This window comes from Paenibacillus sp. FSL H8-0168, assembly GCF_038592955.1.
GTDB lineage: Bacteria > Bacillota > Bacilli > Paenibacillales > Paenibacillaceae > Paenibacillus > Paenibacillus polymyxa_B.
Genome location: NZ_CP151948.1, coordinates 4651010 through 4673145, shown reverse-complemented (window position 1 = coordinate 4673145; position 22136 = coordinate 4651010). Strand labels below are relative to the sequence as shown.

The following is a 22136-nucleotide window of genomic DNA, read 5'->3' as shown; positions in this document are numbered from 1 at the left end:
CGCAACCCCCAGATTCTCTTGAACAAGAGGACTGGGGGTTTCTTTTTGAATGGAGTTGTAGGGGAAGCTTAAATATTTTATACTTGGGGGTGACCGGTCTCTGTGAACAGGAGGAAAATTGTTGAGAGATAAAGTCGCATTCATAACGGGCAGTGCCAAAGGTTTAGGTAAAACGACCGCTCTGCGTCTGGCGGATGAAGGCTGTAATATTGCACTGAATTATGTGCATAGCCAAGCAGAAGCTGAAGCGCTTAAGCGGGTGATTGAGTCTAAGGGAGTACGCTGCTTGTCTTTACAAGGGGATATCTCTGTTCAGGAAGATATTACGAGGCTGATTGGTGAAGTACAGGATCGGCTAGGCGGAGTCGATATTATGGTGAACAATGCCGGACCGTTCATCCGGGAACGCCGTCTGTTTGCGGATTACAGTGTGGCTGAGATTCATGCCATGATACAAGGGAATCTGGTCGGTACCATGTTGCTGGATCATTTGGTATTGCCTCACATGCGTAGCCAGCAATGGGGACGTATTATTCATTTTGGCTTTGGTCATGCTGGAGAAGCGAGGGCTTGGCCGCATCGCGCCGTCTACGCAGCCGCCAAGGTGGGGCTGGTGTCTTTTACGAAGTCATTGGCTGTGGAGGAAGCTCCTTATGGCATTACGGTCAATATGATCTGTCCAGGGGATATTCGAGGAGCAAATAAGGAAATGTCAATCGCCGATGTCATCGGCATGCAGGATAAAGAGACACCGCGTGGACGTCCGGGGAGCGGAGAGGACATTGCGCGAGTGATCACCTATTTGTGTGAGGAGCATTCGGATTTTATAACAGGTAATATTATGGATGTATCGGGAGGGTTGGACCCCATTCGGCCAACCATATAAGCTTGAGTGATCCCTCAGACGCTGTAACACAAAAAAGAGTCTTGAGCTTCGTTACCGAAGTCAAGACTCTCATGATCATTATGCATCAAGCATTAGAATACTTGTACCACTTCTTGGACGCCGTCGACTTCTTCGAGAAGAGCACGTTCAATCCCTGCTTTCAGCGTGATCGTGGAACTTGGGCAACTGCCGCAAGCGCCTACCAGCTTCAGCTTAACGATGCCGTCTTCAACGTCAACCAGCTCAACGTCGCCACCATCGCGTTGCAGGAACGGACGAAGCTTATCCAGTACATCTGCTACTTCATCATACATTTGAACGCTTTGTGTTTCGCTCATTAGAATTCAACTCCTTTCCTATACCTTTATTATTATATTACAAAGCGGGCCAAATTAAAATGCCCGTCATCCAAAGCAGGTGAAAAAATGTTAAGACCTATTATTGAGTTTTGCACCAGTAATATGCATTGGGGTACCGATGAAATCATGTCCAAGCTGGAACAGAATCCAGATTATGATGTGATTGAATACGGCTGCCTAAGCAATTGCGGTCAGTGCAACGCCGAACCCTATGCGATGGTCAACGGCGAGATTGTATCCGCAGATTCAGCAGAGCTTCTGTACGAAGTGATTATGAACAAAATTAAGGAAGCTGAAGCATGGGGTAACCTAGATTTGGATTGAAATATAATGCTCTGTTAGCCAGTTTCTTTTTGTAGAGAATATACATCATGCAAGCACTCAAGAAACAAAGAAGACCTGCTCTGAGAGCGGGTCTTCTTTGTTTGTTTAGCATGCGGTTAGCCAAAATGGCGTTTGGACTTCCAGAGCACACCGCTTTTAAGCAGGCGTGGTACTCGTCCGCGCAATGAAGTACTACCCATAAAGCCATAGCCGAACCCGGCCTTCTTGCCAAGTGCGCCTAATGTACCGCGCAGCTTTAAAGGATGCGGGTGAGGCGTTTGGCCTTTCCACAGGTCGCGTACAATGTGTGCGATCTGCTCCCCTTGCACTTCTGCCGCTTGAGCGCTTGGAGAGTAGGGAAGACTCGCACAGTCTCCGACCACATACACCTCAGGATGATCCGGTATTTGATAATATTCGTTGAGCACGATGCGGCCCTGAGGGTCTTTAGGGACGGCTAAATCCTGCACAATTTTTACCGGCTGAATCCCCGCTGTCCATACCACTGCATCCGTTACAATTTGCTCGTCACGGTTATAAATAGCCCCCGGCTCAATACGGGAAACCGCAACATGATTCAGGGCATTAACCTGATGCTCCTTGAACCAAGCATGTACATAGGCAGACAAACGTTGCGGGAATGCCGACAGCACCCGCTCGCCCCGATCCATAATGGTAATATTCAAATCCGTGCGGCTTTCACGTAACTCCGCAGCAATCTCAACACCGCTAAGACCGCCGCCTACAATATGGACATGTCCATATGGCTTGATTTCGTTCAAGCGCAGATAGGTTTGGCGGGTATGGTTAAACGACTGGATCGTACAGCTGTGTTCTTCAGCCCCCGGTGTATTGTGAAAGCGGTCCGTACAACCCAACGCAATGACAAGCTGGTCATAGGACAAGGGTTCACCTTCCTGAAAATGGACCGTTTTATTCTCCAGATCCATCGAGGTGACCTCTCCATATTTGCGAATAAGACGTTGTTCATCTGGAAAATGCACCCGCAAATCAAAATCAGATACCGTACCTGCCGCAAGGGCATAGTATTCTGTTTTCAACCCCTGAAAGGGCATCCGATCCACTAAAATAACTTGAACATCGTCGGGAATGTGTTTATCCAGCAATTCTTTGGCAATAGTAAGGCCGCCATAGCCGCCCCCCAGAATAACGAAATTTTTCATCAAAATCCGCCTTCCTTTCGCTACCGTGTCCCCGGCAAATGGTCTGGTGTCTCGTTGATCTAACACAAGTTTTTGTTGTTATAAAACCCGAGAATCGGGCCTGCCTTTGGTAGGCAGACCAGCGTATTCCGAGGCAGCATGATGCTGCATGGTGTGTGTAATGGGGAGGAAATGCTCGCGGGAAATCTGAATCCGATATTACATTTATTCGAAAACTTCGATTTCGTTATAGAAGGTGTCCCGTTCTACAGGTATGCGTCCTGCACCTTTGACCAGCCAGATCAGCTCTTTACGGGTCAATCCGGCAGGAGTCAACGCACCTGCGGCATGGCTGATCTGCTCACGCACAATCGTACCATGGACGTCTGATGCGCCAAAGGTGAGAGCGACCTGCGTCAATTGCGGGCCAATATTAATGAAGTAAGCTTTGACATGGTCGATATTGTCCAGCATCAGGCGGCTGATCGCAATGGTTTTGAGATCTTCGTAAGCGGAGTTACGACGCATGATGTTGGCATTTTTGCTTTTCGGCTGCATGGACAGTGGAATAAATACCATAAATCCATTCGTTTCATCCTGTAATTCACGAATTTGCAGCATATGTTCAATACGATCCTGATACGATTCGACCGAACCGTACAGCATGGTCGTATGAGTTTTCATGCCGAGATTGTGGGCCGTGCGATGTACTTCGAGATAGCGGTCGACGTTGGCTTTCGTAACACGCATCTTCTTCCGATATTCGTCGGACAAGATTTCTGCGCCACCACCAGTCAGGGATTGAAGTCCAGCCTTTTGCAGCTCCTGAAGCACTTCTTTAATACTCAAACCGCTTATGCGTGTGAAAAAGTCAATTTCTGCTGCAGTGTAAGCTTTCAGTGTAACGTGGGGATACTTTTCATTTAGTGCCTTCAATGAGTCTACATAGTATTGGAAAGGCACATGATTATTATGACCACCGACGATATGAAATTCTCTTACCCCCGGATGGATGTGTTGCTCTACATAATCAATCATTTCCTGCCCGGACAACGTATAAGAGCCGTCCTCCCCCTGATCCTTGCGGAAATTGCAGAACGCGCAGCGCGCTTCGCATACATTGGTGAAGTACAGGCTCATGTTTTCGATAAAATAAACCTTTTTTCCGTTCTTGCGTAAATTAGCTTCGTTAGCCAACTGACCCAGTGTGAGGATATCGTCAGTTTCATACAAATATATACCGTCTTCAAGGTTCAAACGAATACCGTTCTGTACCTTTTCTACAATTTCCGCCATTCTGCGGTCTGTAAAAGGTGTAACTAATGTGGACATGCCTATTCCTCCTTCAAGTTGCTCTGTGCGAGGCTGTCCGCCAAATCAGCGGCACAAGCGCTAAGTGCGCACAGGATGTCCCGTTCCGTCGGTAAGAATCCGGCAGCGCGGATATACGATATGTGAAAAATGTTACAATGCCAGGCTACAATGATGAATATCTCAAAATATCGCCTTTGAAATGACAAATTTCCGACAGTTTCTTTTACACACTCTTCACCTATTATAAACCTCACACCACTGGTGTTCAATACAAACGAATAGAAAAACAGGTCTTTAAGCCTGTAAGGGAAGGACATTCCATGACTTGAGCACCTGCAAATAGTGGAGTATACTGAAGGAGAACATGAAGTAAAAGAGGAGGATGGAGCTATGATTAACATCACCGATTCCGCTGCTGAGCGTTTGAAAGATATGCTGGAGCAGCAGGAAACGCCGAATATGTTTTTGCGTCTGGGTGTTACGCCGGGCGGTTGCACTGGATTCTCGTATGCAATGGGCTTTGACGACAACGAGACGGATCAGGATATATATATGAACGTACAGGATATGAAGATTGTAGTGGAAAAGGAAAGCATCCGCTACCTGGACGGTCTGGAAATCGACTTTGAAGAGTCCGGAATGTCAGGCGGCTTTACGATTCATAACCCGAATGCTGTAGCTACATGCGGCTGCGGTTCAAGCTTCCGTACGGCTACGGATGCCGGAAAACCGAACGAAGAGCCTTGTTAATTAAGGTTTTTCGAGTAGTGGTCTGAATTATAGAAGCCTAAATGTCAGGATGGTTCCCTAAAACATGTGTTTAGGTTGCGGATAACGGCCTTTGTAACGGGATTTTACTCGTTGCGGAGGTCGTTTTTGTGTTGTTTCTTCTGTCTAATATCATCATTTGCTTTTGAAATACCGATATAACATGGAGTTTGGAGAACTATGTTCTACATAAATTTTACCTAAAGGAAGTGGAAAGAGATGTTAAGAAAGAAATGGCTTATCACCCTGTTGGTTGCGGTGGCACTGTTTTTTAGTCAATCCGCATTCGCGGCAAATACGTTTACTGATGTGAACGGGACAAAATATGAGTGGGCTGCTGAATCTATTCGTTCGATGGTCGACAAAGGTGTTGTCAAGGGCTATGCGGATGGCACCTTCAAGCCAGGCAAAACCATAACGAAAGCGGAATTTGTAAATATGTTTCACAAGCTTTTTCCAGAGATCAATCATTCGTCTGGAAAAGCTTCAGAATTTGTTGATGCGCGTAAGCACTGGGCGAATAAAGATTTTGCAGCATTATTCAATGGGGATTATGTTTGGGGCTTCACTGAAAGAGTAGGAGGCAAATATCCAAACTATCAATTCTATATCAATCCCGACAAACCGCTGACCCGCTGGGATGTGATGATGATTGCTTCCGTTCGGACGGATTATACGAATCAGACTCTTCATCCTGAGATCAAGGAAGTAATCTCTGCAGCTGCGCAGTATAAGGATATAAAAATTCGTCAGGCGAATTACAATGACAATTACTCGTTCAGCTATCCAGTAATATACATCGACACGACTCAAGAGGAGCCCTTTTATGAAGATTCCCAAACTCAAAAGGCAGAAGCATTCTACACCCTGACTAATATGGGCGTCCTTACCGCCAATGATGGATACCTTCACCCCAAAGCGCTAGTCACACGGGCTGAAGCGGTTACCATTTTACAGCGTTTGTACGAAGCCACAAAGCAATCGAAGTGATGATCAGACGAAAGCAAGAAAAGATCCAACTATAAATGAAGGCCTCTATAGCGGTATAGTCGCGTACTATATTGCTAAGGAGGCCTTTTTGAATGTGTTTAATGATCATTATCACTACGTGTGGATTGGACAAATTTACTCAGGGCATTAAAAAAGGCAAATACAACTGTAAAAAGTAAGAGTGCTACGGGTTTAATTTCAATCTCAGAAAAAACACTATATAGAACTAAACATGCAAAAAAGAGTACTGAGGTATTTATGTTTTGTTTTGTGTACATCGATTTTATAAAGTGCATTGTATCACTCTCCATTTTATTATAAGTGATTACTCTGGCATGACTTATAAAGCAATGGAGCAACCTATCAAAAGATCGAATATATAAATGGAACTTAAAAGTTACTTTAGTGCCACTCCGCAGACGGATGGTGCTTCCCATCGCCACCGCCCCCGGATTTCTTGAATAAAGATTATGTTAGGGTAGAAATCCGGGGACAAAAGCGACCGCTTCGCTTGTACAGCACCATTCCGTCTACTCCGTTTTTCGTGTACATTTCTTACTATATAGCAAAAAATTGAACTAATTGATCGGTTCCTTATGCAGCGGGTAGATAACAATAGGAAAATATAGTTAATAAAAAAGGAAGAGCGCTATCCTCTTCAAAAAGGCTAGCGCTCTTTTTCTGTATCTAATGGTTGCTCCTCTATAAACTCTACAACCTCTTCAATTCTACAGTCTAATTCCTCACAAATGCGTGCAATGACACTCATAGCTACAAATTCCCCATTAGACATTTTCGCCAAAGTGGATGGTGATATTCCTAATTGAGTGCGAAGGTAAGTTCGTGTTTTATCTCGTTTAATTAGAGTGATTTCCATTGGTTTATAACTTGGTTTCAATCCCATGAGCAATCCCCCTCAACTTATTATATGTACTTAAATCTTAGAGAAGTCAAACCTAAATTACAATAATGCGTACATTTTATTCGATAAGTGTTGAAAATGTACATGTGAAAGTGTATTATATGTATAAGAAGTCGTACATTAAATACATATATACATAATTTTTGTTATTTATTTGACAAAAAAATTAATCAATCCAGAAGGAGAGAAATTATTTATGACGGAATCGGTTGAATTGAATAGAGTTGCCATGGTATATGGACCTGATGATGATCCTCATATGTATGAATTATTTGAGGGAGTTCTGTATGATCGTAGCTATTTCTTTTATCTTGAACATGGGATATTGTGTCTGCGACATGTACGAAAGGTAGAACAACCGGATCATCCACATCTTTATGTGGATGGGGAAAGTGGGGGTCTCCAACTAGCGAACAATGTACAGCGTGAGATTATGGAAGTCGTTACAGAACTGATCGAGCGTTTGCGTAGTAAGGATGGATTGGCGTTTTTACTGGATGAACTGCTATGGCTACATGGTCGAAGTCATATTGAACTTAACCTCGTAAAAAATAAAGGATGATATATTTCTATTGAAAACCAACAACCTGTAGCTACATTATGCTTCTTTTGAGAAAGAATCTGTTAATATGGTTGCTGTGTACAGCTGTGTTCAGTGACGCTATTTATCAATCATTTCATTTTTTCATCATATGATTTGTAACCTTCCCCCACGGAGTTGGCACTTAAGATTAAGAACACGAAAGAAAAGAGGCTAGGAACGTATGAGGGAGTGGGTTGAAAAGGCGCGGCAAGGGAACGCGGAAGCGTTCGGGCAGCTGATGCTGCATTTTCGCGGAATGGCATATGCCGTGTCCTATGACATGCTGAAGGATGTCCATCTCGCGGAAGATGCCGTGCAGGATGCGTTCATAGAGGCTTATCAGAATCTGGAGAAGCTGCAGACCCCGTCCGCTTTTCCAGGCTGGTTCAAGACCATTGTCGTAAGACAGTGTCAGCGGATGCTGCGGCGCAAGCATCATTCGGTGCTTCCTCTGGATGAAGCTGTGCAGGTATCGGGAGGAGTACCGGGTTTGGCAGAAATTGCGGAGCGTAGAGAGGAGAGCCAAGTTCTGCAACAATCGGTGAAGGCACTGTCTGCCAAGCTGCGCGTGCCTCTGCGGCTGTTTTATTTTTACGGTTACTCTCTTCAGGAAATTTCCGATTATCTGGGCACTCCGGTCCCGACGCTTAAGAAGCGGCTGCACGATGCACGCCGAAAATTGAAAGGTACACTCCCGGTGGCCGACCTCGTCTCCGTGTTCAATCATTTGTATGAGGGAGGGCAAAACATGCTACATATTGTTAACGGTGATGTTGTAGGTGACATGTTGAAGCAGGGTGTTGTACAAGGTGACGTGCTTGTATGGAGAGAGGTATATCCGGCAGGACCGATATTTACAAATCCAGCGGGGGCTGAAGAACGGGTACTGCGGGCCCGGGTCCTGGAGGAAACGATGGGTATTCCGGCCAGCGAATACATTACGGGGTGTGAGGAACAAGAGCAGAAACTTCGTGAGTTTATTAAGTATGATGAAGTCGTGTTGTGGTTTGAACATGACCTGTTTGATCAGAGTATGCTCGCCTATCTGCTCCACTGGTTCAAGAGACAGAAACTGGGCCGCACGAAGCTGAGCCTGCTCTGTATTGGGGAGTTTCCGGGAATCGAACGGTTTCATGGTCTGGGACAGCTCACTCCGGCACAGCTTCAGACATTATCCGGGACCTGGCGGACCATTGGACGGCAAGAAATGGAGCTCGGAAGCGAGCTTTGGCAGGCGTATGCTTCTCCCGATCCTGCCCAAATGGCTAATCTGCTGGAAGACAAGAAGGCAGAATTGGCAGCCTCCGGTCTGCCTTTTGCCTATGAAGCTTTCACAGCGCATCTCAAGCGGTTGCCCTCGGAGCGGAATGGTCTTGGCATTGTGGAACAGACCACGCTTCAGACCGTTCATAATGGAGTGGATACGCCATTGGAATTATTTCGTCAGGTAACAGACGTTCTGCATGTGCTCGGCATGGGTGATCTCGAATACTGGAAATTTATTCGTGCTTTGGCTCAAGGCGAACATCCTTTGCTGATCATTGACGGGGATGAGGCCGGCTTGGATTTCAGACAAATTCCGGATTTTCTGAACCGAAAGGTAATTCTGACAGAGTTGGGTAATGAGGTACTGAATGGATCAGTGGACCGCATTGCAGTTCAAGGGATCGACGAGTGGTTTGGGGGGCTACATCTCCATGGACATGAGGTTTCTTGGCGATGGGATGATTTGGCTGGTGGATTGGTCCGACATTGAAGAAAGTATAGAAGCAGATTGTTTAAAGTGCGAAAGAGTTTTCCGTTTATGGAAAACTCCTTTTTATTTTTTAAGTACACCATATTAAGACAAGAAAAGTATTTAGGAAACATTATACACCTGCCAAAATCTCGTTACCGATGCTTCTACTGCTTCGAATCCGTAAATAGCTCCTGCGCGGTCCGCACAAATAACTGTACAGCAAGTGAAGCATTATGCAGGGATGGTACAGCGATACCGATTTGGCGTGTGATCAGAGGTGAAGTCTCCTTGACGGTCAGATCATGGGGGAACGTGGACAAGGCGAGTGAAGAGACAATACCCATACCTAGTCCCTGTCGAACCATGCTGACCAAGGTGCTGATATTATGAGTAATGAACTGTGCCTGCAACTGACTTTGCTCGCGTTCAAAACCTTCCATAATGGCGACCTCATGTCCACCTTTACAAAAGATCATATCCTGCTCATTCAAGTCTCGAATGGCGATTTTGTTGTGCGATTGTAGAGGGTGACCGTCTGGCAGGAGAATAACCATGTCATCCTGACATAATGGGATGACATCTACCTGAGGGTCTGGCAACAGGATGATACCCGCCTCGATTTCTCTGGTATGCACCCACTCCTTGACTTCATTCGTGGAGCCTTCATGTAGATCGAAAACAAGGTTCGGATAATGCTGACGAATATGATGAATAATCGGGGGTAGAAAATAGGCTGAGGCAGAAGGAAAGGCACCGATCGTGATCGTGCCCACGTCCAGCCCTTTTTCAGCAGCTACCTGCTGCTGTACCTTTTCCATGCTTTGCAGCATCATACGGAATTGCAGCAGTACCTTGTGCCCGATATCTGTCAGCAGCACTCCTTTTTTTCGGTCGCGCAGCAATAGCTGGACATCCAGCTCGTTTTCAATGCTGGCGATGGCATGGCTGACCGCGGGCTGCGTCATATGCAGCTCATGGGCAGTTTGGGTGAAGTTTAGCGTTTCAGCTACGCGAACGAAGATCATAATTTGAGTAATGGTCATAAGTGAAAAGTTATCTCCCTCATTGAAAACATTCATTTTATTTATTAGTGACCACAGTATACGCTAGTAAAGCAAAACTTTGCAAACGGCTATTCAGATTTTAGTCGTAAGCAATGAGCGATGAAAATTTAAGGGAGAGAAGACATCTATGAAAAAATTAACACCTAAAGCTACGCTGTGGCTTGTCTTGATATTAGTGATGGTATGGGGGATCAACTGGCCTTTGACCAAGCTGGCCTTGCCAGATACACCGCCGATATTTTTTTCAGGAATCCGTACCCTACTGGGTGGTGTGATTCTGCTATTGTTCGCTATGCGTCACCGGGAAACCTTGCGCTTTAGACAGAATGCGTGGACTTATCTGGTGCTGGCCATATTTAATATTGCAGGCTACTATGGCTTGCAGACGGTAGGGTTGCGTTATTTGCCTGCTGGGTTATTTTCCACTTTAGTATTCCTTCAGCCGATCCTGTTGGGATTATTCTCCTGGATGTGGTTGGGGGAGCGTATGTTTCCCCTGAAGGTCATTGGACTGGTGCTGGGTTTTGGCGGGGTGATTGTGATTAGCTCTGGTGGAATGGCAGGGCATTTGTCGGTACTGGGCATTGTGTTGGGGCTAGCTTCAGGACTGTGCTGGGCGCTCGGAACAATTTATATGAAGAAAAAAAGCCAACAGTTGGATTCCATTTGGGCGGTGACGATGCAGCTCGTTTTGGGAGGGATTATACTCAATGGCATTGGATTTACGACTGAGAAATGGAGCGATATTCACTGGACGACATCCTTTATCGCAATTTTATTGTTTATTTCGATATTCGTGATTGCGATGGGCTGGATGATTTATTTTAAACTAATCGACAACGGAGATGCGGGAACCGTCGGCTCCTATACGTTTATGATACCGGTGTTGTCGACGGTCTTTAGTATGGTAATGCTCAAGGAATCACTTACTTTGACGTTTGTTGTGGGGCTGGTGCTGATTGCAGGCAGTGTGTATCTGGTAAATACAGCATCTCCCGGAAAACGAAAGAACCGAAGCTCAAAGGCTGATGAAACGAATTCCTGTACAAATGCATAGTAATATGCAATTAGGAAAAATATACTAGATTATCAGAGAGGGGGATAGTAAAATATGACTATATAAGTAGAGAGGGAGTTTGGTATGGGAGAATTAAGCAGTCATACTCAGTCTGTGGAGCCGCAACCACATTCTGTTCGTAAGCTCGCAGTTGTAGCAACAGTCATTTCAGGAGTAGCCGTACTAGGATGTATAGCCTTGGGGGTATGGAATTATAATCTGAATACGAAGGTAAATACTTTAACTAGTGCGAACGCTTCACTAAATAAGACAACACAAGTATTAACGAAGCAACAAAACGATACAGCGGCGCTACTGGAACGAGTTAGATTAACAGCAAACCTGTCAGCCATAACGCATATGTTAGAGCAGACATCTGTCGTCACCGATGATTTTGTATTGGAAAAAGTGACTTTTGATGTAACAGAAGATGGCACGTTGAAGGGTGTGCTACTGAATGTGAACAATCAACCTAATCTCAGTTTTGGCGGTGCTTATCAAGGTTATGGTAAATATAATATGTCCTCTGCTGCATTGACGAAGAAGGCGGAGGAAGTCATAAACATAGCTATGAAAGGGTACGGTACATCTGACAAGCTTCCGGTATGGGATAAGAACACGAAAGTGGAAATGACGGTTCAAAATTATCCGCTTGGTAAGCGGGAAGGTGGCACTTTCAAACTCACCGGTCAGCAATAGGAGGAACCTATGAAGGATTTTGACGTAACCAAAGCCAAGTATGATCCAAAACAGGAAGAACAGGTGAAAAAGGGATTTTTCAACAAGGTGAAGTCCACGGCTGGAAAAGTTCCCTTTGTGAAGGATGCGGTGGCTATGTACTATTGTGCGATAGATCCTGAAACGCCTCTTTATGCCAAAGGGGTAGCATTCGGAGCCTTAGCGTATTTTATTTCTCCATTAGATGCTATATCAGATGTTATTCCGATGTTGGGTTTTACAGATGATGCGGGGGTTGTGCTAGCAGCTTTGAAAGTGTTGGACATGCATATCAAGCCTGTCCATCGGGAGAAGGCGAGCGAATTTTTGTCTTAAGGAATGCAAGTGGAGCGGGGGAGCTAAGGAATGGACAGATATACACCTACAGCGAGGGAACGCTGGCAGATGAAGCAGAGTGAGCCGCAGCAGCAAGGATGGTTGCTCGCTTTCTTTGGCTGGATTTTTGCAGGTTTGGGGTTCATATTTAGTTTTTTTGTCTTTGGAGGCTTGTTAGGGATCATAGGTCTTGTTTTCGGAATTTTGACTAAAAAGATGGAACAAAGAAACACGCAGGGTATCTTCATTATCGTAATCAGCTCCGTAGCTATTGGCATTGGACTATTGATTTTTATGATTTTTTTTGCGCAAGGTTTTGTAGAAGGTCTGAGAGAAGGGTATAATGAGCATTATTAGGTCAGGGAGGTAACATCATTGAGCGTCATTATTTCACAGCAGATCTCGGCAACGGGCGTGAAGGAATATACGAAGGTAATGAAAACATTTGATTCCCAGTTTACACCTTTGGTTGGACAGAAAATCAGGGATATGGCATTTGGCGATATGCAATATTACGATGTCGAGGACGTATTTATTGATCTAGCGGAGAATGAGTATTGGGCAATTCTACCTGCCGTTTTGCTGCATTCTGATGATATTGAGGATATACGAGACGCTGTGCGTGAGTATCGTTCACACGGTTGGGAATGTACGAAACCTCTGTAAATGCATACCACTTAAGCATCTATACGGAAACGTCTTTCTTTTGCGAGATAGGCGTTTTTTTGTGTATTTGTGTATAAACTATTTCTAATGATTGGCATGAAAAGAAAGAATTTATGCTGAAAATGCGCAAATTGTATCATTTTTTATCATAAAACGACAAGTTGGGAAATGAAAACGGCCTTAATGTGTTATACTTAGTATATCAAAGGACAAGAGTCTAAAACGACCGGTAAGGCCCTTTCTTTGAAGAGCCTCTGAAAGGTTCAACGTTTATCCAAAATAAATGGTCAAAAGGAAAAGGGGAAATGCTAACGTGAGAGTGAATTTGAAATTTACCAACAAAGGGCAAGTTGCAGTTGAGAAGTTCAACAATGAGGAGCTTATCGAAATCTTTACCCGCTACATTAAAACGTTAAGCAAGAAGTATGATATCTCGGTTACCGTACCGGAGGATCTGAATGAGCAGATCTTGGCAGAGGGCACCGTAAAGGTCGTGTTGGATAAGATTAATTGTGACATGGACGCTTTTTTCAAGGAGCTGAGCCGGGATATCAAGGTACCACTGGTCAAAAGATTGGGTACCAAATTGGATAACGTATTTAAGACCGAGGTTGTGGAGCAGGAACAGAACTAAGAATAAGGATCAAGCGAGTCCGAATGTGGATTCGCCATATGAAATGATAAAACCTCCCGAATGGGGCGCATGGCTAGGCCATGTGCTCGTTCGGGAGGTTTTATATGTTTAAACTAATCTATTCAGCAGGAAAACATGCATGGCATGTCTGTTCCTTTTAACGTGTTGTTGTGGAAGTAGGGCGCAGTTGGGCTAAATCAAACGAAGGTACCAGCCCTTCCTGCGCTGCGCGACCGAGCAAAGCTTCGATGGCGGCATATCCGCTGTCGCCCAGATTGGCGGTAAAATCGTTAACATATAGGTCGATATGCGATTGGGCGACATCGGGTGAAAGCTCCTGCGCATGAGACAATACATATTCACGCGAAGCTTCTGGATGCTTCCAAGCGTATTCGACAGAGGCACGTATCCAGTTTGTGATCGCATCCAAATCCAGCGTACGGCGGGCAATAATGGCTCCGAGCGGGATCGGCAGCCCTGTATCTTCTTCCCACCAGTTCCCCAGATCAACTTGCTTACTAAGTCCGTAGGACGGATACGTGAACCGTGCTTCATGAATGACCAGCCCGGCATCCATCTGCCCGTCACGGACAGCAGGCATGATTTGGTCGAACGGCATCACGACGATCTCGCCGACACCTCCCGGCACATGCTTGGCCGCCCACAGGCGGAACAGCAGATAGGCGGTGGAACGTTCACTTGGAACGGCTACACGCTTGCCAGACAGGGCTTCGGGGCCTTCGATCGTTGAACCTTCCTTGGTCAGCACGAGCGGGCCACACCCCCGGCCCAATGCGCCTCCGCAAGGCAGCAGGGCATATTCATCCAGCACCCAAGGGAGTGCAGCATACGAAATTTTCATGATATCGAGTCCGTCTGGTGTGATCGCCAGATTGTTGGTGATATCGATATCGGCAAATGTAATGTCCAACGCGGGTGCGCCCGGAATCAATCCATGCGCCAGGGCATGGAAGACAAAAGTGTCGTTGGGACAAGGTGAAAAAGCAATTTGCATCTATATAACCTCCGTTAATGTAGAAAATGCGGCTTCCAACGCTTGCAAAGCCTCTTTGATCCGCCAGGCTGCACGGTCACGTGGACCGACAGCATTGGAAATCGTACGGATTTCCATCGTCGGCAGTTCCAGTCTATTTGCCGCCACGGCTACGCCGTAGCCTTCCATCGCTTCGGCAGCAGCTCCGGGAACGCGTTTGGCCAGCCGTTCCGCTGTTGCCGCCGTACCGGTGGCTGTGGAAACGGTCAGGATCGGCCCCGCAACAGCCGTCTGTCCAGCGGCACGCAACGCCTGAACGAACCGCTGCGCGGTGGCAACGTTCACGGCAATTCGGCTTGAGCCGAAACCCAGCTCGTCCACGCTGCTGAAGCCCTCTGCCGTTTCTGCTCCCAGGTCGGCGGCAATGATCGCGTCAGCAACAACGACGCTCTCCAGTGCAGCGACCTCGACGAAGCCGCCACCGATTCCGGCGCTGATGACCAGACGGTAGTCACCAGTTGCCGCCAATGCTAAAGCGGTTGAAGCCGCTGCGGACGGTGCGCCCACGCCAGCCAGCTCGACCACAAAACGGGTATCGCCTTTCAGGCCCCGCAGTACAGCTTCCCGTTCGGCTTCAACCGCGGTCATAACCAGGATGCGCCCATCTGATGTCGTATGCTCCATCGGTTGATTCCCCTTTAAATTTAGGTAATATGCTCCCTTATCATACTGCTTTTCGAAACGATGTTCAAAAAAAGTCGACAAAAAAAGCGCTCTGAGGCGCTTTTTGGAAAATCTGCAAGATTCAGCAGATATCAAAATCGGTAATTGTAATATAAAACAATTCTAATCTGGAAGAACAGCGCAGGCATAGCATATAATAATTATATCGGCTGATCCTTCGTGATTAACTGAAACATGGTGATATTGCGGTCATAATGGCTTGGGGTTCCATCTTGATTGCGCACCCGAATCATCTCGCTACTGAATAACTCGATATATCCACAGCCAATCTCACAGTATACACCTGTAGGGTCCTCTTGCCAGACCGAAACGAGGTGTTGAGATAGCGCCGCGGTGAAAAATTCGATGTTTTTTTGCAGTACGCGTGGCGTTTTCTTGGGTTCCATAACGTAAATCCTCCCTATATCATGCCATTTGAAAATCAGCAATTGAACGTGGCTACTAAGTGATTACTACACATCATAATGAACATAAACAACTGAAAAAGGAACGGTTCGTCAATCTACTCTATGAAACAGACGTAAACACTGTACCGCTTAATGCTATTTTTGTAAAGCATCCGAATGACCTTTTCAAACATCCAGTTTGTGTTTACACACATTTTACATTGCGTTTACACTGCTGTGATGCTAGCGCGTTTCATCTAATAGTACAATAAAGGGTAACTATACTGCATGAATTGATGGAGGCCATATGTTGATAGAGAGTCAGAATAAGGATAAAGCCGGGTCAGAACGTTACTTTAACCGAGATTTAAGCTGGATTGAATTTAATCGCCGTGTGCTTCAGGAAGCTCAGGATGCAGATACACCGTTGCTGGAGAGAGCCAAATTTTTGGCGATTGTATCTAGCAATTTGGATGAGTTTATGGCTGTTCGTGTTGCAGAGACGCGCGAGAAGATCAAGGCGGGTTTTATGCAAAAGGATTTTACGGGATATACCCCCTCCGGTTTGTACAAACGGCTGATCAAGCGTACCGCCTCGATGGTATCGGAACAATACCGGACCTATCGTGATATTTCTCGCCTCTTGACGAAAAAAGGTCTTTTACTGCTCGAATATGAAGACTTAAATACAACACAGCGAAAGTCGCTGGATGCATATTTTCATGAAATTATATTTCCGGTACTCACGCCGATGGCGGTCGATCAGAGCCGTCCTTTTCCACTCGTTCACAATAAATACGTATATTTAGCGGTCGTCTTGAGACGTCCCGGGGATACGGAGGAGGATAAACCGCTTTTTGCCATTGTGCAGGTGCCTTCGAATATTCCACGTGTTGTTACGGTGCCTTTGCGGTCGAACAGCAAGAAGAAATCATTTATTTTAATTGAGGAACTAATCAAGCATCACATCCAAACGCTGTTCACCGGATATGTTCCGGAGGCGGTTCATGCCTTTCGTGTTACGCGTAACTCCGATTTATCCATTAATGAAGAAGAGATCGAAGATTTGCTCGAAGAGATTGAAAAAGAGCTGCGTCGAAGACGCCGGGGGGCGCCGGTTAGACTGGAAGTAGAAAAAGGGATTCATCCCTATGCCTTGATGGAGCTTCAACGCGAATTCAAGCTGTTCGATCATGTGTTTGAGATGGACGGGCCGTTGGATCTGACATTTTTGTCGTCTTTTGCCGATCATTTGGAGGGGTATTCGCATTTGAAATTTCCGGCAATCAAACCACTGTATCCGGAAGAACTGCCCCCACAAGAGGATATTTTCAACGTACTTCGCAAACGGGACGTGCTCGTGTACCATCCATATGAATCATTCGATGCGGTAACTGATTTTATCATTGAGGCATCAGAAGACCCGGATGTGATGGCAATCAAAATGACCCTGTACCGTGTCAACGGGGAATCGAAGTTGATTCCGGCATTGGCACGTGCGGCCGAATCGGGCAAGCAGGTAACGGTGGTGGTGGAGCTAAAAGCCCGTTTTGACGAGGAACGTAATATTGCCTGGGCGCGTAAGCTTGAAAAAGCAGGCTGTCATGTAGTGTATGGGTTGGTTGGCTTGAAGACGCACGCCAAAATCATTCTTGTCATACGTCATGAGCGCAACGCACTCAAACGATATGTGCACGTAGGCACAGGCAATTATAATGAAAGCACGGCGCGCGTGTATACGGATATCGGATTGTTTACGTCAGATCCGGTACTTGGCGAGGATGCCTCCGAACTGTTTAATGAAATCACGGGATTCTCTGCGCTCAAGACTTTGCAAGCTTTTACGGTGGCTCCAACGGGAATGAAGAACAAGCTGTTTGAACTCATCCGTAGGGAAGCTGAGCAAGCATTGGCAGGTAAGCCCGCCCGGATTATTGCCAAGATCAACTCCTTATCCAATCAAGAGATGATCGATGAACTATATGCAGCTTCCCAGGCAGGTGTGAAGATTGATCTTATCATTAGAGGGGTTTGTTGTTTGCGTCCCGGTGTGGAAGGATTCAGCGAGAACATACGTGTCATCAGTATTGTAGACCGCTTCCTGGAGCATTCCAGATTGTTTTATTTTGAAAATGGAGGCAAGTCCGAGTTATTTCTGTCCAGTGCAGATTGGATGACGCGCAATTTGACCCGCCGAATTGAACTGATGTGCCCGATTTATGATGACGGGATCAAAGAAATGCTGGCAGATATTCTGCATTTATCGTTAAGGGATAATGTGAAGGCGCGCCAGCTTTTGCCTAATGGCAGCTATCAATTTGTATCCAGAAACGACAAAGAGGCTCCTATCAGGAGCCAATCTGAAGCGATGAAGGTTAGAAATTGGAAGAAGGTAGAATGGACCACGACAATGTAAGGTTCCACGCCTTTTGAAAATCCTTGGCAACCGATTCTAGCTCCCGTTGTTCTAATATGGGTTCACTCTTGCTTTCCAGACGAAGATGCAGTGCGTCATCCCCTGTAGTGGGATTGATGCTGGTAATCATTCCCGACTCACTCCGATCCATGCCAATCGCGAGCTGGAGCAGCGAGCCGAGCCGATGTACACGTTCCTCGTCGGAAGGCTCCAAAATATCGGCATGTGTGCGTAGCAAACGGGGAGTCCGGTTCTTGGGATGGTAATCCGCGATCAACGCGGCTAGTACTGTTTCCCTATGGGATAAACCGCCAATGCCTGCATGTAAAATCCAGAATACGGAATTCTGGCGGAAATGATAGTAATTCAAGGCAGCCCCCGTTTTGTAAAGAGTTGCTGCGGTCAGTAACAAGCGCTTGTCCATAGCAGCTGAGGTTCCGTTAGCTAATGTGTCATAAAGACGGACGGCGTACTCGTTAACCCGCTTGACATGCGCTTCGCTAACCGGGACAGCAAACGAAAGGATATTGCGAATGGATGTGATAAGCGGATTAGCTACCACGGGCTGTTCCGCGTTGACCAGCTCATGAAATAGGCCGTCTCGCAGCCCCGCTCCACTGACCAAATACGCGGAGCCTTGAGCAGCTTCAAATATCGTTTTCAATATAATAAGACCCGGTACAATGATGTCGGCTCTGTCCTTGGACAGGCCGGCTGTTTTTTTGCGTTTTTCATAGGGAAGATGGGGCAGACTGCCATAGAAGTAATCGACATCTTCTATCGTCATTTCGTAATGGTGCGTCACAGGAAGTGAGTAATCCTGCCGCTTCTGATTGATTTTAGCCAAAGTACGCAGGGTTCCGCCCAGCCCGATGAATGGCAGATCCGGATTGGAGAAGATCCAATCATGATTTTGCAGTGAAGAACGGACAAAGCTCTCCATTTCCTCAATCTGCTGAGGAGACCATTCGCCATTCTTGACCTCACGTCCAAAGCGCCAGTTCATATTGACGGCGCCAAAGGGAAATGACACCGTATGCAGCCGCTCTCGATCGCGGAACAGCGTAATTTCGGTACTGCCACCCCCGATGTCAATGATGATTCCGTCACTCACATTCATAGTGTTCACTACGCCCAGAAAACCGGCATAGCCTTCTTGCTCTCCGCTCAGTATTTCCAGTGTTAAATTTGTCTCCTCCGCGATCCATTGGACGATTTCGTCCGAATTCGTGGCATTGCGGATGGCTGCTGTTGCTGCTGCACGCATACGGACAACCCCGTGCATATGACATACCGCCATAAATTGGCGCAACAATGGAGCGATGCTTCGAATCGCCTCCCGTTCCATACGGCCGTTGGCCCCAACCTTTTCGCTCAGTCGGGCAGCTTCTTTGCATTCCTGCACAATTCGATAGGCTCCTGTCTCTGTCATTTCATAGATCACCAGACGTATGGAGTTTGAGCCAATGTCCATGATGCCAATTTTGCTATTCATGAGTTGACCTCCTTGTTGAAAAAACGATTTGCCGGTAATTTCCGCTGCTCCGTGCAAATGGTAGTAGATTATTGTCATTGTACCAGTGATATTCAGTGCATGCTACCGTTCGCCATGATCTTGTCGAAATAGGCACATGCCGCGGACAATCATCCAAGAATAGAACATTCCTGTTGAGTATGTATAAGTATAACTGACGGCGAAAGGAGAGGGTTAGATGAGACAACTTGCAAGCAAATGGCTAAAGACGAAGGCGCTGCTCCACCATCCACATACCGCCGTTTATATACCGGAAACCTGTCTATATAGTGAAGAACAATTGCGCATGATGCTGCGGCGGCATGCTTTTGTATTTATAAAACCAGTGAAAGGAGGCGGAGGAGTCGGAGTCATGCGTGTGGCAAAGGAGCGTAGGGGATACACCTGTACGCGTATGGAGCACACGCACCGGTTCAGTCATTTTAGAGCGCTTGTAATCGGAATCCATAAGCTCCGAATCCAACGTCCATATCTCATTCAACAAGGCATCCAACTGGCAAGTATTCAAGGTAGACCTGTCGACTATCGAGTCAAAGTTGTGAAGGAAGGGCAGAGATGGGATTTTCGTGCGGTGGTTGCACGTCATGCTCGGCCTGGGCTGGTCATTACGAATCTGTGCAAGGGGGGCACTTTGCTGAAGGGAACAGAGGCACTTCGGATGATATATCCCCGGCGGCTTGCTATTCAAAAGCGGCGAGAGATCATTGAACTTACACAACGCTGTATTCCTGTACTGGAAAGGAGATTTCCCGGGATCGGACAACTGGGATTTGATTACGGGCTTGATCAGAATGGACGGGTATGGATTTTAGAGGTTAATACAAGACCTCAATAACTTCTGTTTTCTTCAATAAAATTCCAATTTAATCTATTAACAAGACGCTAAATATAATATATTTGTATAAATAATAAAAATATTTTTTTTGTGTTCGAGCGTCAAAATTCTGTGTATAAATATTGTCCACATTATCCCCTGTCACATATATGGGTTAACGACACTTACCAACAATTTATACACAGGATTTCCACAATTGACTGTGGATAACAGAACGCTTGTTCCGATTTTGGTATTTTGATAGAATAGATTTTGAAATAAAAGGAAAGGTTGTGTCGAGGATGGCTATGCTGACGGATGAAATGCTTTTGGATTCCTATCAGATGGCAATCGAGCTTAAACTTGAATGTGACTTCATTGCACTGTTGCTGGCTGAGATTCACAAAAGAAATCTAGAGATGAATACAGCCGTAGTCCTTCATTAGACCGGACAAGCTCTCGTACTGCGACTGTAAAGTCATTCAGGGTTCGAATGACTTTACAGACAATCACTGCAACGAATAGGCACACCGTAAAAAAGGGTATTTCACTCCAAAGATTCAAATTTGGAGTAAAATACCCTTTTTTGTCATAGTCTAAACTAGACACTACAATTTCATGTTACTGCTGTGGCCGGGAGACAACTTGGCATCTGGATCTACATAGACCTTGGCGTTGTTGACTGCCGTAGGAGCTTCACCAAAGCCGACCGCAATCAGCTTAAGCTTGCCTGGATAGGTCGTAATGTCCCCTGCGGCGAAAATGCCGGGAATATTGGTTTCCTGGCGAGAGTCGACCACGATAGAGTTACTTTCGATTTCAATTCCCCATTCAGCAATCGGGCCAAGTGTGGATACAAATCCAAAGTTAACGATCACATCGTCCACTTCAATTTCCTGTGTTTCTTTGGTTTTTACATGAGCAAGAGTGACTTTGGTAATCGTGTCTTCTCCATGCAATTCTGTAATTTCCGTTGGTGTAATAACGTTTACTTTGGAAGCGAGGAGGTTTTCGACACTGTGTTCATGCGCACGGAATTTGTCACGGCGGTGAATCAATGTAACCTGTTCTGCAATCGGTTCCAGCATAAGTGCCCAGTCTACAGCAGAGTCACCACCACCGCTGATTAGCACTTTTCGGCCTGCAAATTTGCTCAGGTCGCTGACAAAGTAATGCAGGTTCGTTTTTTCAAAACGCTCGGCACCTGGAAGCTCCAGTCTGCGCGGCTCGAAAGCACCAACGCCAGCGGTAATAATAACCGCTTTACCATGATACTCGCCACCTTTGTCTGTTTTTACGATGAAGTGGCGTTCTTCCTTTTTCTCTAACGATACGACTTTCTCTTCTAGCTGCACCTCTGGATTAAAGTGGTTCATTTGTTGAACCAAATTGTTAACCAGTTCTTGTGCAGTCACTTTAGGAAAGCCAGCAACGTCATAAATATATTTTTCAGGATAAAGGGCTGCAAGCTGGCCGCCCAGTTGGGGCATACTTTCAATTAAGGTGACGGATGCCTGACGCATTCCTCCGTAAAAAGCGGCGAAAATACCGGCTGGACCGCCTCCGATAATAATCAGATCGCGGATCTCCGCACCTGTGGATTGAGCTGTCACTCTAAAAACACCTCCGAAAGGGATAGTATGGGATTTGTAGATATTGAATCAGCCGCATAGAGGTTCAGATAGCCGCCGAACGCATGATTCACTGTTTATCATTATAAACTGCTG

Annotated in this window: 25 protein-coding genes; 15 read left to right on the top strand and 10 right to left on the bottom strand. The window is 46.1% G+C overall.

Features of this window, described 5'->3' with window-relative positions; genetic code table 11:
* Window positions 1-121: 121 nt before the first annotated feature.
* The gene (locus tag MHI21_RS20670; RefSeq protein WP_342418833.1) at window positions 122-886 is read left to right on the top strand and encodes an SDR family oxidoreductase; all 765 of its coding nucleotides are present in this window, start codon (window positions 122-124) and stop codon (window positions 884-886) included.
* Between the two features lie 92 nt (window positions 887-978).
* Here MHI21_RS20670 and MHI21_RS20665 read toward each other — a convergent pair whose 3' ends face one another.
* Window positions 979-1224 carry a NifU family protein gene (locus MHI21_RS20665; protein WP_013311836.1) on the bottom strand — a complete coding sequence of 82 codons (246 nt, stop codon included), beginning with the start codon at window positions 1222-1224 and terminating at the stop codon, window positions 979-981.
* An 87-nt stretch (window positions 1225-1311) separates the two neighbouring features.
* On the opposite strand from MHI21_RS20665, the gene MHI21_RS20660 reads away from it, so the two are divergent.
* Complete coding sequence (locus tag MHI21_RS20660) at window positions 1312-1569, top strand: YuzB family protein (RefSeq protein WP_342418832.1); 258 nt, start codon at window positions 1312-1314, stop codon at window positions 1567-1569.
* 116 nt (window positions 1570-1685) lie between these two features.
* On the opposite strand, the gene MHI21_RS20655 is transcribed toward MHI21_RS20660, so the two are convergent.
* Together MHI21_RS20655 and mqnE are read right to left on the bottom strand one after the other, a co-directional pair.
* Entirely contained in the window at window positions 1686-2753 is a 1068-nt protein-coding gene (locus tag MHI21_RS20655) for an NAD(P)/FAD-dependent oxidoreductase (protein WP_342418831.1), read from the bottom strand.
* Between the two features lie 204 nt (window positions 2754-2957).
* Window positions 2958-4064 carry an aminofutalosine synthase MqnE gene (gene mqnE, locus MHI21_RS20650; RefSeq protein ID WP_023990177.1) on the bottom strand — a complete coding sequence of 369 codons (1107 nt, stop codon included), beginning with the start codon at window positions 4062-4064 and terminating at the stop codon, window positions 2958-2960.
* A gap of 372 nt (window positions 4065-4436) precedes the next feature.
* Here mqnE and MHI21_RS20645 point away from each other — a divergent pair, with 372 nt between their 5' ends.
* Together MHI21_RS20645 and MHI21_RS20640 are read left to right on the top strand one after the other, a co-directional pair.
* Window positions 4437-4796, top strand: a complete 360-nt coding sequence (locus MHI21_RS20645; protein WP_013311832.1) for an iron-sulfur cluster assembly accessory protein — start codon at window positions 4437-4439, stop codon at window positions 4794-4796.
* Window positions 4797-5033: 237 nt separating this feature from the next.
* On the top strand, window positions 5034-5804 hold the full coding sequence (locus MHI21_RS20640; RefSeq protein ID WP_341163176.1) for an S-layer homology domain-containing protein: 771 nt from the start codon (window positions 5034-5036) through the stop codon (window positions 5802-5804).
* Between the two features lie 667 nt (window positions 5805-6471).
* Here MHI21_RS20640 and MHI21_RS20635 read toward each other — a convergent pair.
* Complete coding sequence (locus MHI21_RS20635; protein ID WP_103049988.1) at window positions 6472-6708, bottom strand: helix-turn-helix domain-containing protein; 237 nt, start codon at window positions 6706-6708, stop codon at window positions 6472-6474.
* A 214-nt stretch (window positions 6709-6922) separates the two neighbouring features.
* Here MHI21_RS20635 and MHI21_RS20630 point away from each other — a divergent pair, with 214 nt between their 5' ends.
* Window positions 6923-7288, top strand: coding sequence for a hypothetical protein (locus MHI21_RS20630; protein WP_342418830.1), 366 nt, complete (start codon window positions 6923-6925; stop codon window positions 7286-7288).
* A 202-nt stretch (window positions 7289-7490) separates the two neighbouring features.
* A complete protein-coding gene (locus tag MHI21_RS20625; protein WP_342418829.1) occupies window positions 7491-9065 on the top strand; it encodes a sigma-70 family RNA polymerase sigma factor in 1575 nt (524 codons plus the stop codon).
* A gap of 146 nt (window positions 9066-9211) precedes the next feature.
* On the opposite strand, the gene MHI21_RS20620 is transcribed toward MHI21_RS20625, so the two are convergent.
* A complete protein-coding gene (locus MHI21_RS20620; protein ID WP_254326712.1) occupies window positions 9212-10090 on the bottom strand; it encodes a LysR family transcriptional regulator in 879 nt (292 codons plus the stop codon).
* Window positions 10091-10238: 148 nt separating this feature from the next.
* On the opposite strand from MHI21_RS20620, the gene MHI21_RS20615 reads away from it, so the two are divergent.
* From MHI21_RS20615 to MHI21_RS20590, 6 genes are all read left to right on the top strand, one after another.
* On the top strand, window positions 10239-11168 hold the full coding sequence (locus MHI21_RS20615; protein WP_013311824.1) for a DMT family transporter: 930 nt from the start codon (window positions 10239-10241) through the stop codon (window positions 11166-11168).
* A gap of 84 nt (window positions 11169-11252) precedes the next feature.
* The gene (locus tag MHI21_RS20610) at window positions 11253-11867 is read left to right on the top strand and encodes a hypothetical protein (protein WP_342418828.1); all 615 of its coding nucleotides are present in this window, start codon (window positions 11253-11255) and stop codon (window positions 11865-11867) included.
* A gap of 9 nt (window positions 11868-11876) precedes the next feature.
* Window positions 11877-12221 (top strand): YkvA family protein, encoded by a 345-nt coding sequence (locus tag MHI21_RS20605; protein WP_013311822.1) that lies wholly within the window; start codon window positions 11877-11879, stop codon window positions 12219-12221.
* Window positions 12222-12251: 30 nt separating this feature from the next.
* A complete protein-coding gene (locus MHI21_RS20600) occupies window positions 12252-12578 on the top strand; it encodes a hypothetical protein (protein ID WP_342418827.1) in 327 nt (108 codons plus the stop codon).
* A gap of 18 nt (window positions 12579-12596) precedes the next feature.
* On the top strand, window positions 12597-12887 hold the full coding sequence (locus MHI21_RS20595; protein ID WP_165179085.1) for a hypothetical protein: 291 nt from the start codon (window positions 12597-12599) through the stop codon (window positions 12885-12887).
* A 313-nt stretch (window positions 12888-13200) separates the two neighbouring features.
* Window positions 13201-13521: a hypothetical protein gene (locus tag MHI21_RS20590; protein WP_014277849.1), complete on the top strand. Its 321-nt coding sequence runs from the start codon at window positions 13201-13203 to the stop codon at window positions 13519-13521.
* Between the two features lie 157 nt (window positions 13522-13678).
* Here the strand turns inward: MHI21_RS20590 and MHI21_RS20585 are convergent, their stop codons facing one another.
* From MHI21_RS20585 to MHI21_RS20575, 3 genes are all read right to left on the bottom strand, one after another.
* Window positions 13679-14536 carry a 1,4-dihydroxy-6-naphthoate synthase gene (locus MHI21_RS20585; RefSeq protein WP_342418826.1) on the bottom strand — a complete coding sequence of 286 codons (858 nt, stop codon included), beginning with the start codon at window positions 14534-14536 and terminating at the stop codon, window positions 13679-13681.
* Window positions 14537-15199, bottom strand: a complete 663-nt coding sequence (locus MHI21_RS20580; RefSeq protein ID WP_342420230.1) for a futalosine hydrolase — start codon at window positions 15197-15199, stop codon at window positions 14537-14539. It abuts the gene before it with no gap.
* A gap of 200 nt (window positions 15200-15399) precedes the next feature.
* Window positions 15400-15645, bottom strand: a complete 246-nt coding sequence (locus MHI21_RS20575; protein ID WP_007431922.1) for a hypothetical protein — start codon at window positions 15643-15645, stop codon at window positions 15400-15402.
* A gap of 307 nt (window positions 15646-15952) precedes the next feature.
* Between MHI21_RS20575 and ppk1 the strand changes: the two genes are divergently transcribed.
* Window positions 15953-18061, top strand: coding sequence for a polyphosphate kinase 1 (ppk1, locus tag MHI21_RS20570; RefSeq protein WP_165179088.1), 2109 nt, complete (start codon window positions 15953-15955; stop codon window positions 18059-18061).
* Here the strand turns inward: ppk1 and MHI21_RS20565 are convergent.
* Window positions 18021-19556 carry a Ppx/GppA phosphatase family protein gene (locus MHI21_RS20565; RefSeq protein ID WP_342418825.1) on the bottom strand — a complete coding sequence of 512 codons (1536 nt, stop codon included), beginning with the start codon at window positions 19554-19556 and terminating at the stop codon, window positions 18021-18023. The two genes, ppk1 and MHI21_RS20565, sit on opposite strands and share 41 nt — an antisense overlap.
* 217 nt (window positions 19557-19773) lie before the next feature.
* Here MHI21_RS20565 and MHI21_RS20560 point away from each other — a divergent pair, with 217 nt between their 5' ends.
* Together MHI21_RS20560 and sda are read left to right on the top strand one after the other, a co-directional pair.
* Entirely contained in the window at window positions 19774-20430 is a 657-nt protein-coding gene (locus MHI21_RS20560) for a YheC/YheD family protein (protein ID WP_235308433.1), read from the top strand.
* A gap of 281 nt (window positions 20431-20711) precedes the next feature.
* Complete coding sequence (gene sda, locus MHI21_RS20555) at window positions 20712-20855, top strand: sporulation histidine kinase inhibitor Sda (protein ID WP_007431918.1); 144 nt, start codon at window positions 20712-20714, stop codon at window positions 20853-20855.
* 162 nt (window positions 20856-21017) lie between these two features.
* On the opposite strand, the gene MHI21_RS20550 is transcribed toward sda, so the two are convergent.
* Complete coding sequence (locus MHI21_RS20550; RefSeq protein ID WP_023990157.1) at window positions 21018-22022, bottom strand: NAD(P)/FAD-dependent oxidoreductase; 1005 nt, start codon at window positions 22020-22022, stop codon at window positions 21018-21020.
* Window positions 22023-22136: the final 114 nt, after the last annotated feature.

Bases quoted from the DNA above. Each gene is read 5' to 3' on its own strand.
- mqnE (WP_023990177.1), bottom strand. From the start codon at position 4,064: ATGTCCACATTAGTTACACCTTTTACAGACCGCAGAATGGCGGAAATT.
- MHI21_RS20635 (WP_103049988.1), bottom strand. From the start codon at position 6,708: ATGGGATTGAAACCAAGTTATAAACCAATGGAAATCACTCTAATTAAA.
- MHI21_RS20585 (WP_342418826.1), bottom strand. From the start codon at position 14,536: ATGCAAATTGCTTTTTCACCTTGTCCCAACGACACTTTTGTCTTCCAT.
- MHI21_RS20665 (WP_013311836.1), bottom strand. From the start codon at position 1,224: ATGAGCGAAACACAAAGCGTTCAAATGTATGATGAAGTAGCAGATGTA.
- MHI21_RS20605 (WP_013311822.1), top strand. From the start codon at position 11,877: ATGAAGGATTTTGACGTAACCAAAGCCAAGTATGATCCAAAACAGGAA.
- MHI21_RS20565 (WP_342418825.1), bottom strand. From the start codon at position 19,556: ATGAATAGCAAAATTGGCATCATGGACATTGGCTCAAACTCCATACGT.
- MHI21_RS20560 (WP_235308433.1), top strand. From the start codon at position 19,774: ATGAGACAACTTGCAAGCAAATGGCTAAAGACGAAGGCGCTGCTCCAC.
- MHI21_RS20620 (WP_254326712.1), bottom strand. From the start codon at position 10,090: ATGACCATTACTCAAATTATGATCTTCGTTCGCGTAGCTGAAACGCTA.
- ppk1 (WP_165179088.1), top strand. From the start codon at position 15,953: ATGTTGATAGAGAGTCAGAATAAGGATAAAGCCGGGTCAGAACGTTAC.
- MHI21_RS20615 (WP_013311824.1), top strand. From the start codon at position 10,239: ATGAAAAAATTAACACCTAAAGCTACGCTGTGGCTTGTCTTGATATTA.
- MHI21_RS20655 (WP_342418831.1), bottom strand. From the start codon at position 2,753: ATGAAAAATTTCGTTATTCTGGGGGGCGGCTATGGCGGCCTTACTATT.
- MHI21_RS20580 (WP_342420230.1), bottom strand. From the start codon at position 15,199: ATGGAGCATACGACATCAGATGGGCGCATCCTGGTTATGACCGCGGTT.
- MHI21_RS20645 (WP_013311832.1), top strand. From the start codon at position 4,437: ATGATTAACATCACCGATTCCGCTGCTGAGCGTTTGAAAGATATGCTG.
- MHI21_RS20625 (WP_342418829.1), top strand. From the start codon at position 7,491: ATGAGGGAGTGGGTTGAAAAGGCGCGGCAAGGGAACGCGGAAGCGTTC.
- MHI21_RS20640 (WP_341163176.1), top strand. From the start codon at position 5,034: ATGTTAAGAAAGAAATGGCTTATCACCCTGTTGGTTGCGGTGGCACTG.
- MHI21_RS20630 (WP_342418830.1), top strand. From the start codon at position 6,923: ATGACGGAATCGGTTGAATTGAATAGAGTTGCCATGGTATATGGACCT.
- MHI21_RS20660 (WP_342418832.1), top strand. From the start codon at position 1,312: ATGTTAAGACCTATTATTGAGTTTTGCACCAGTAATATGCATTGGGGT.
- sda (WP_007431918.1), top strand. From the start codon at position 20,712: ATGGCTATGCTGACGGATGAAATGCTTTTGGATTCCTATCAGATGGCA.
- MHI21_RS20600 (WP_342418827.1), top strand. From the start codon at position 12,252: ATGGACAGATATACACCTACAGCGAGGGAACGCTGGCAGATGAAGCAG.
- MHI21_RS20610 (WP_342418828.1), top strand. From the start codon at position 11,253: ATGGGAGAATTAAGCAGTCATACTCAGTCTGTGGAGCCGCAACCACAT.
- MHI21_RS20575 (WP_007431922.1), bottom strand. From the start codon at position 15,645: ATGGAACCCAAGAAAACGCCACGCGTACTGCAAAAAAACATCGAATTT.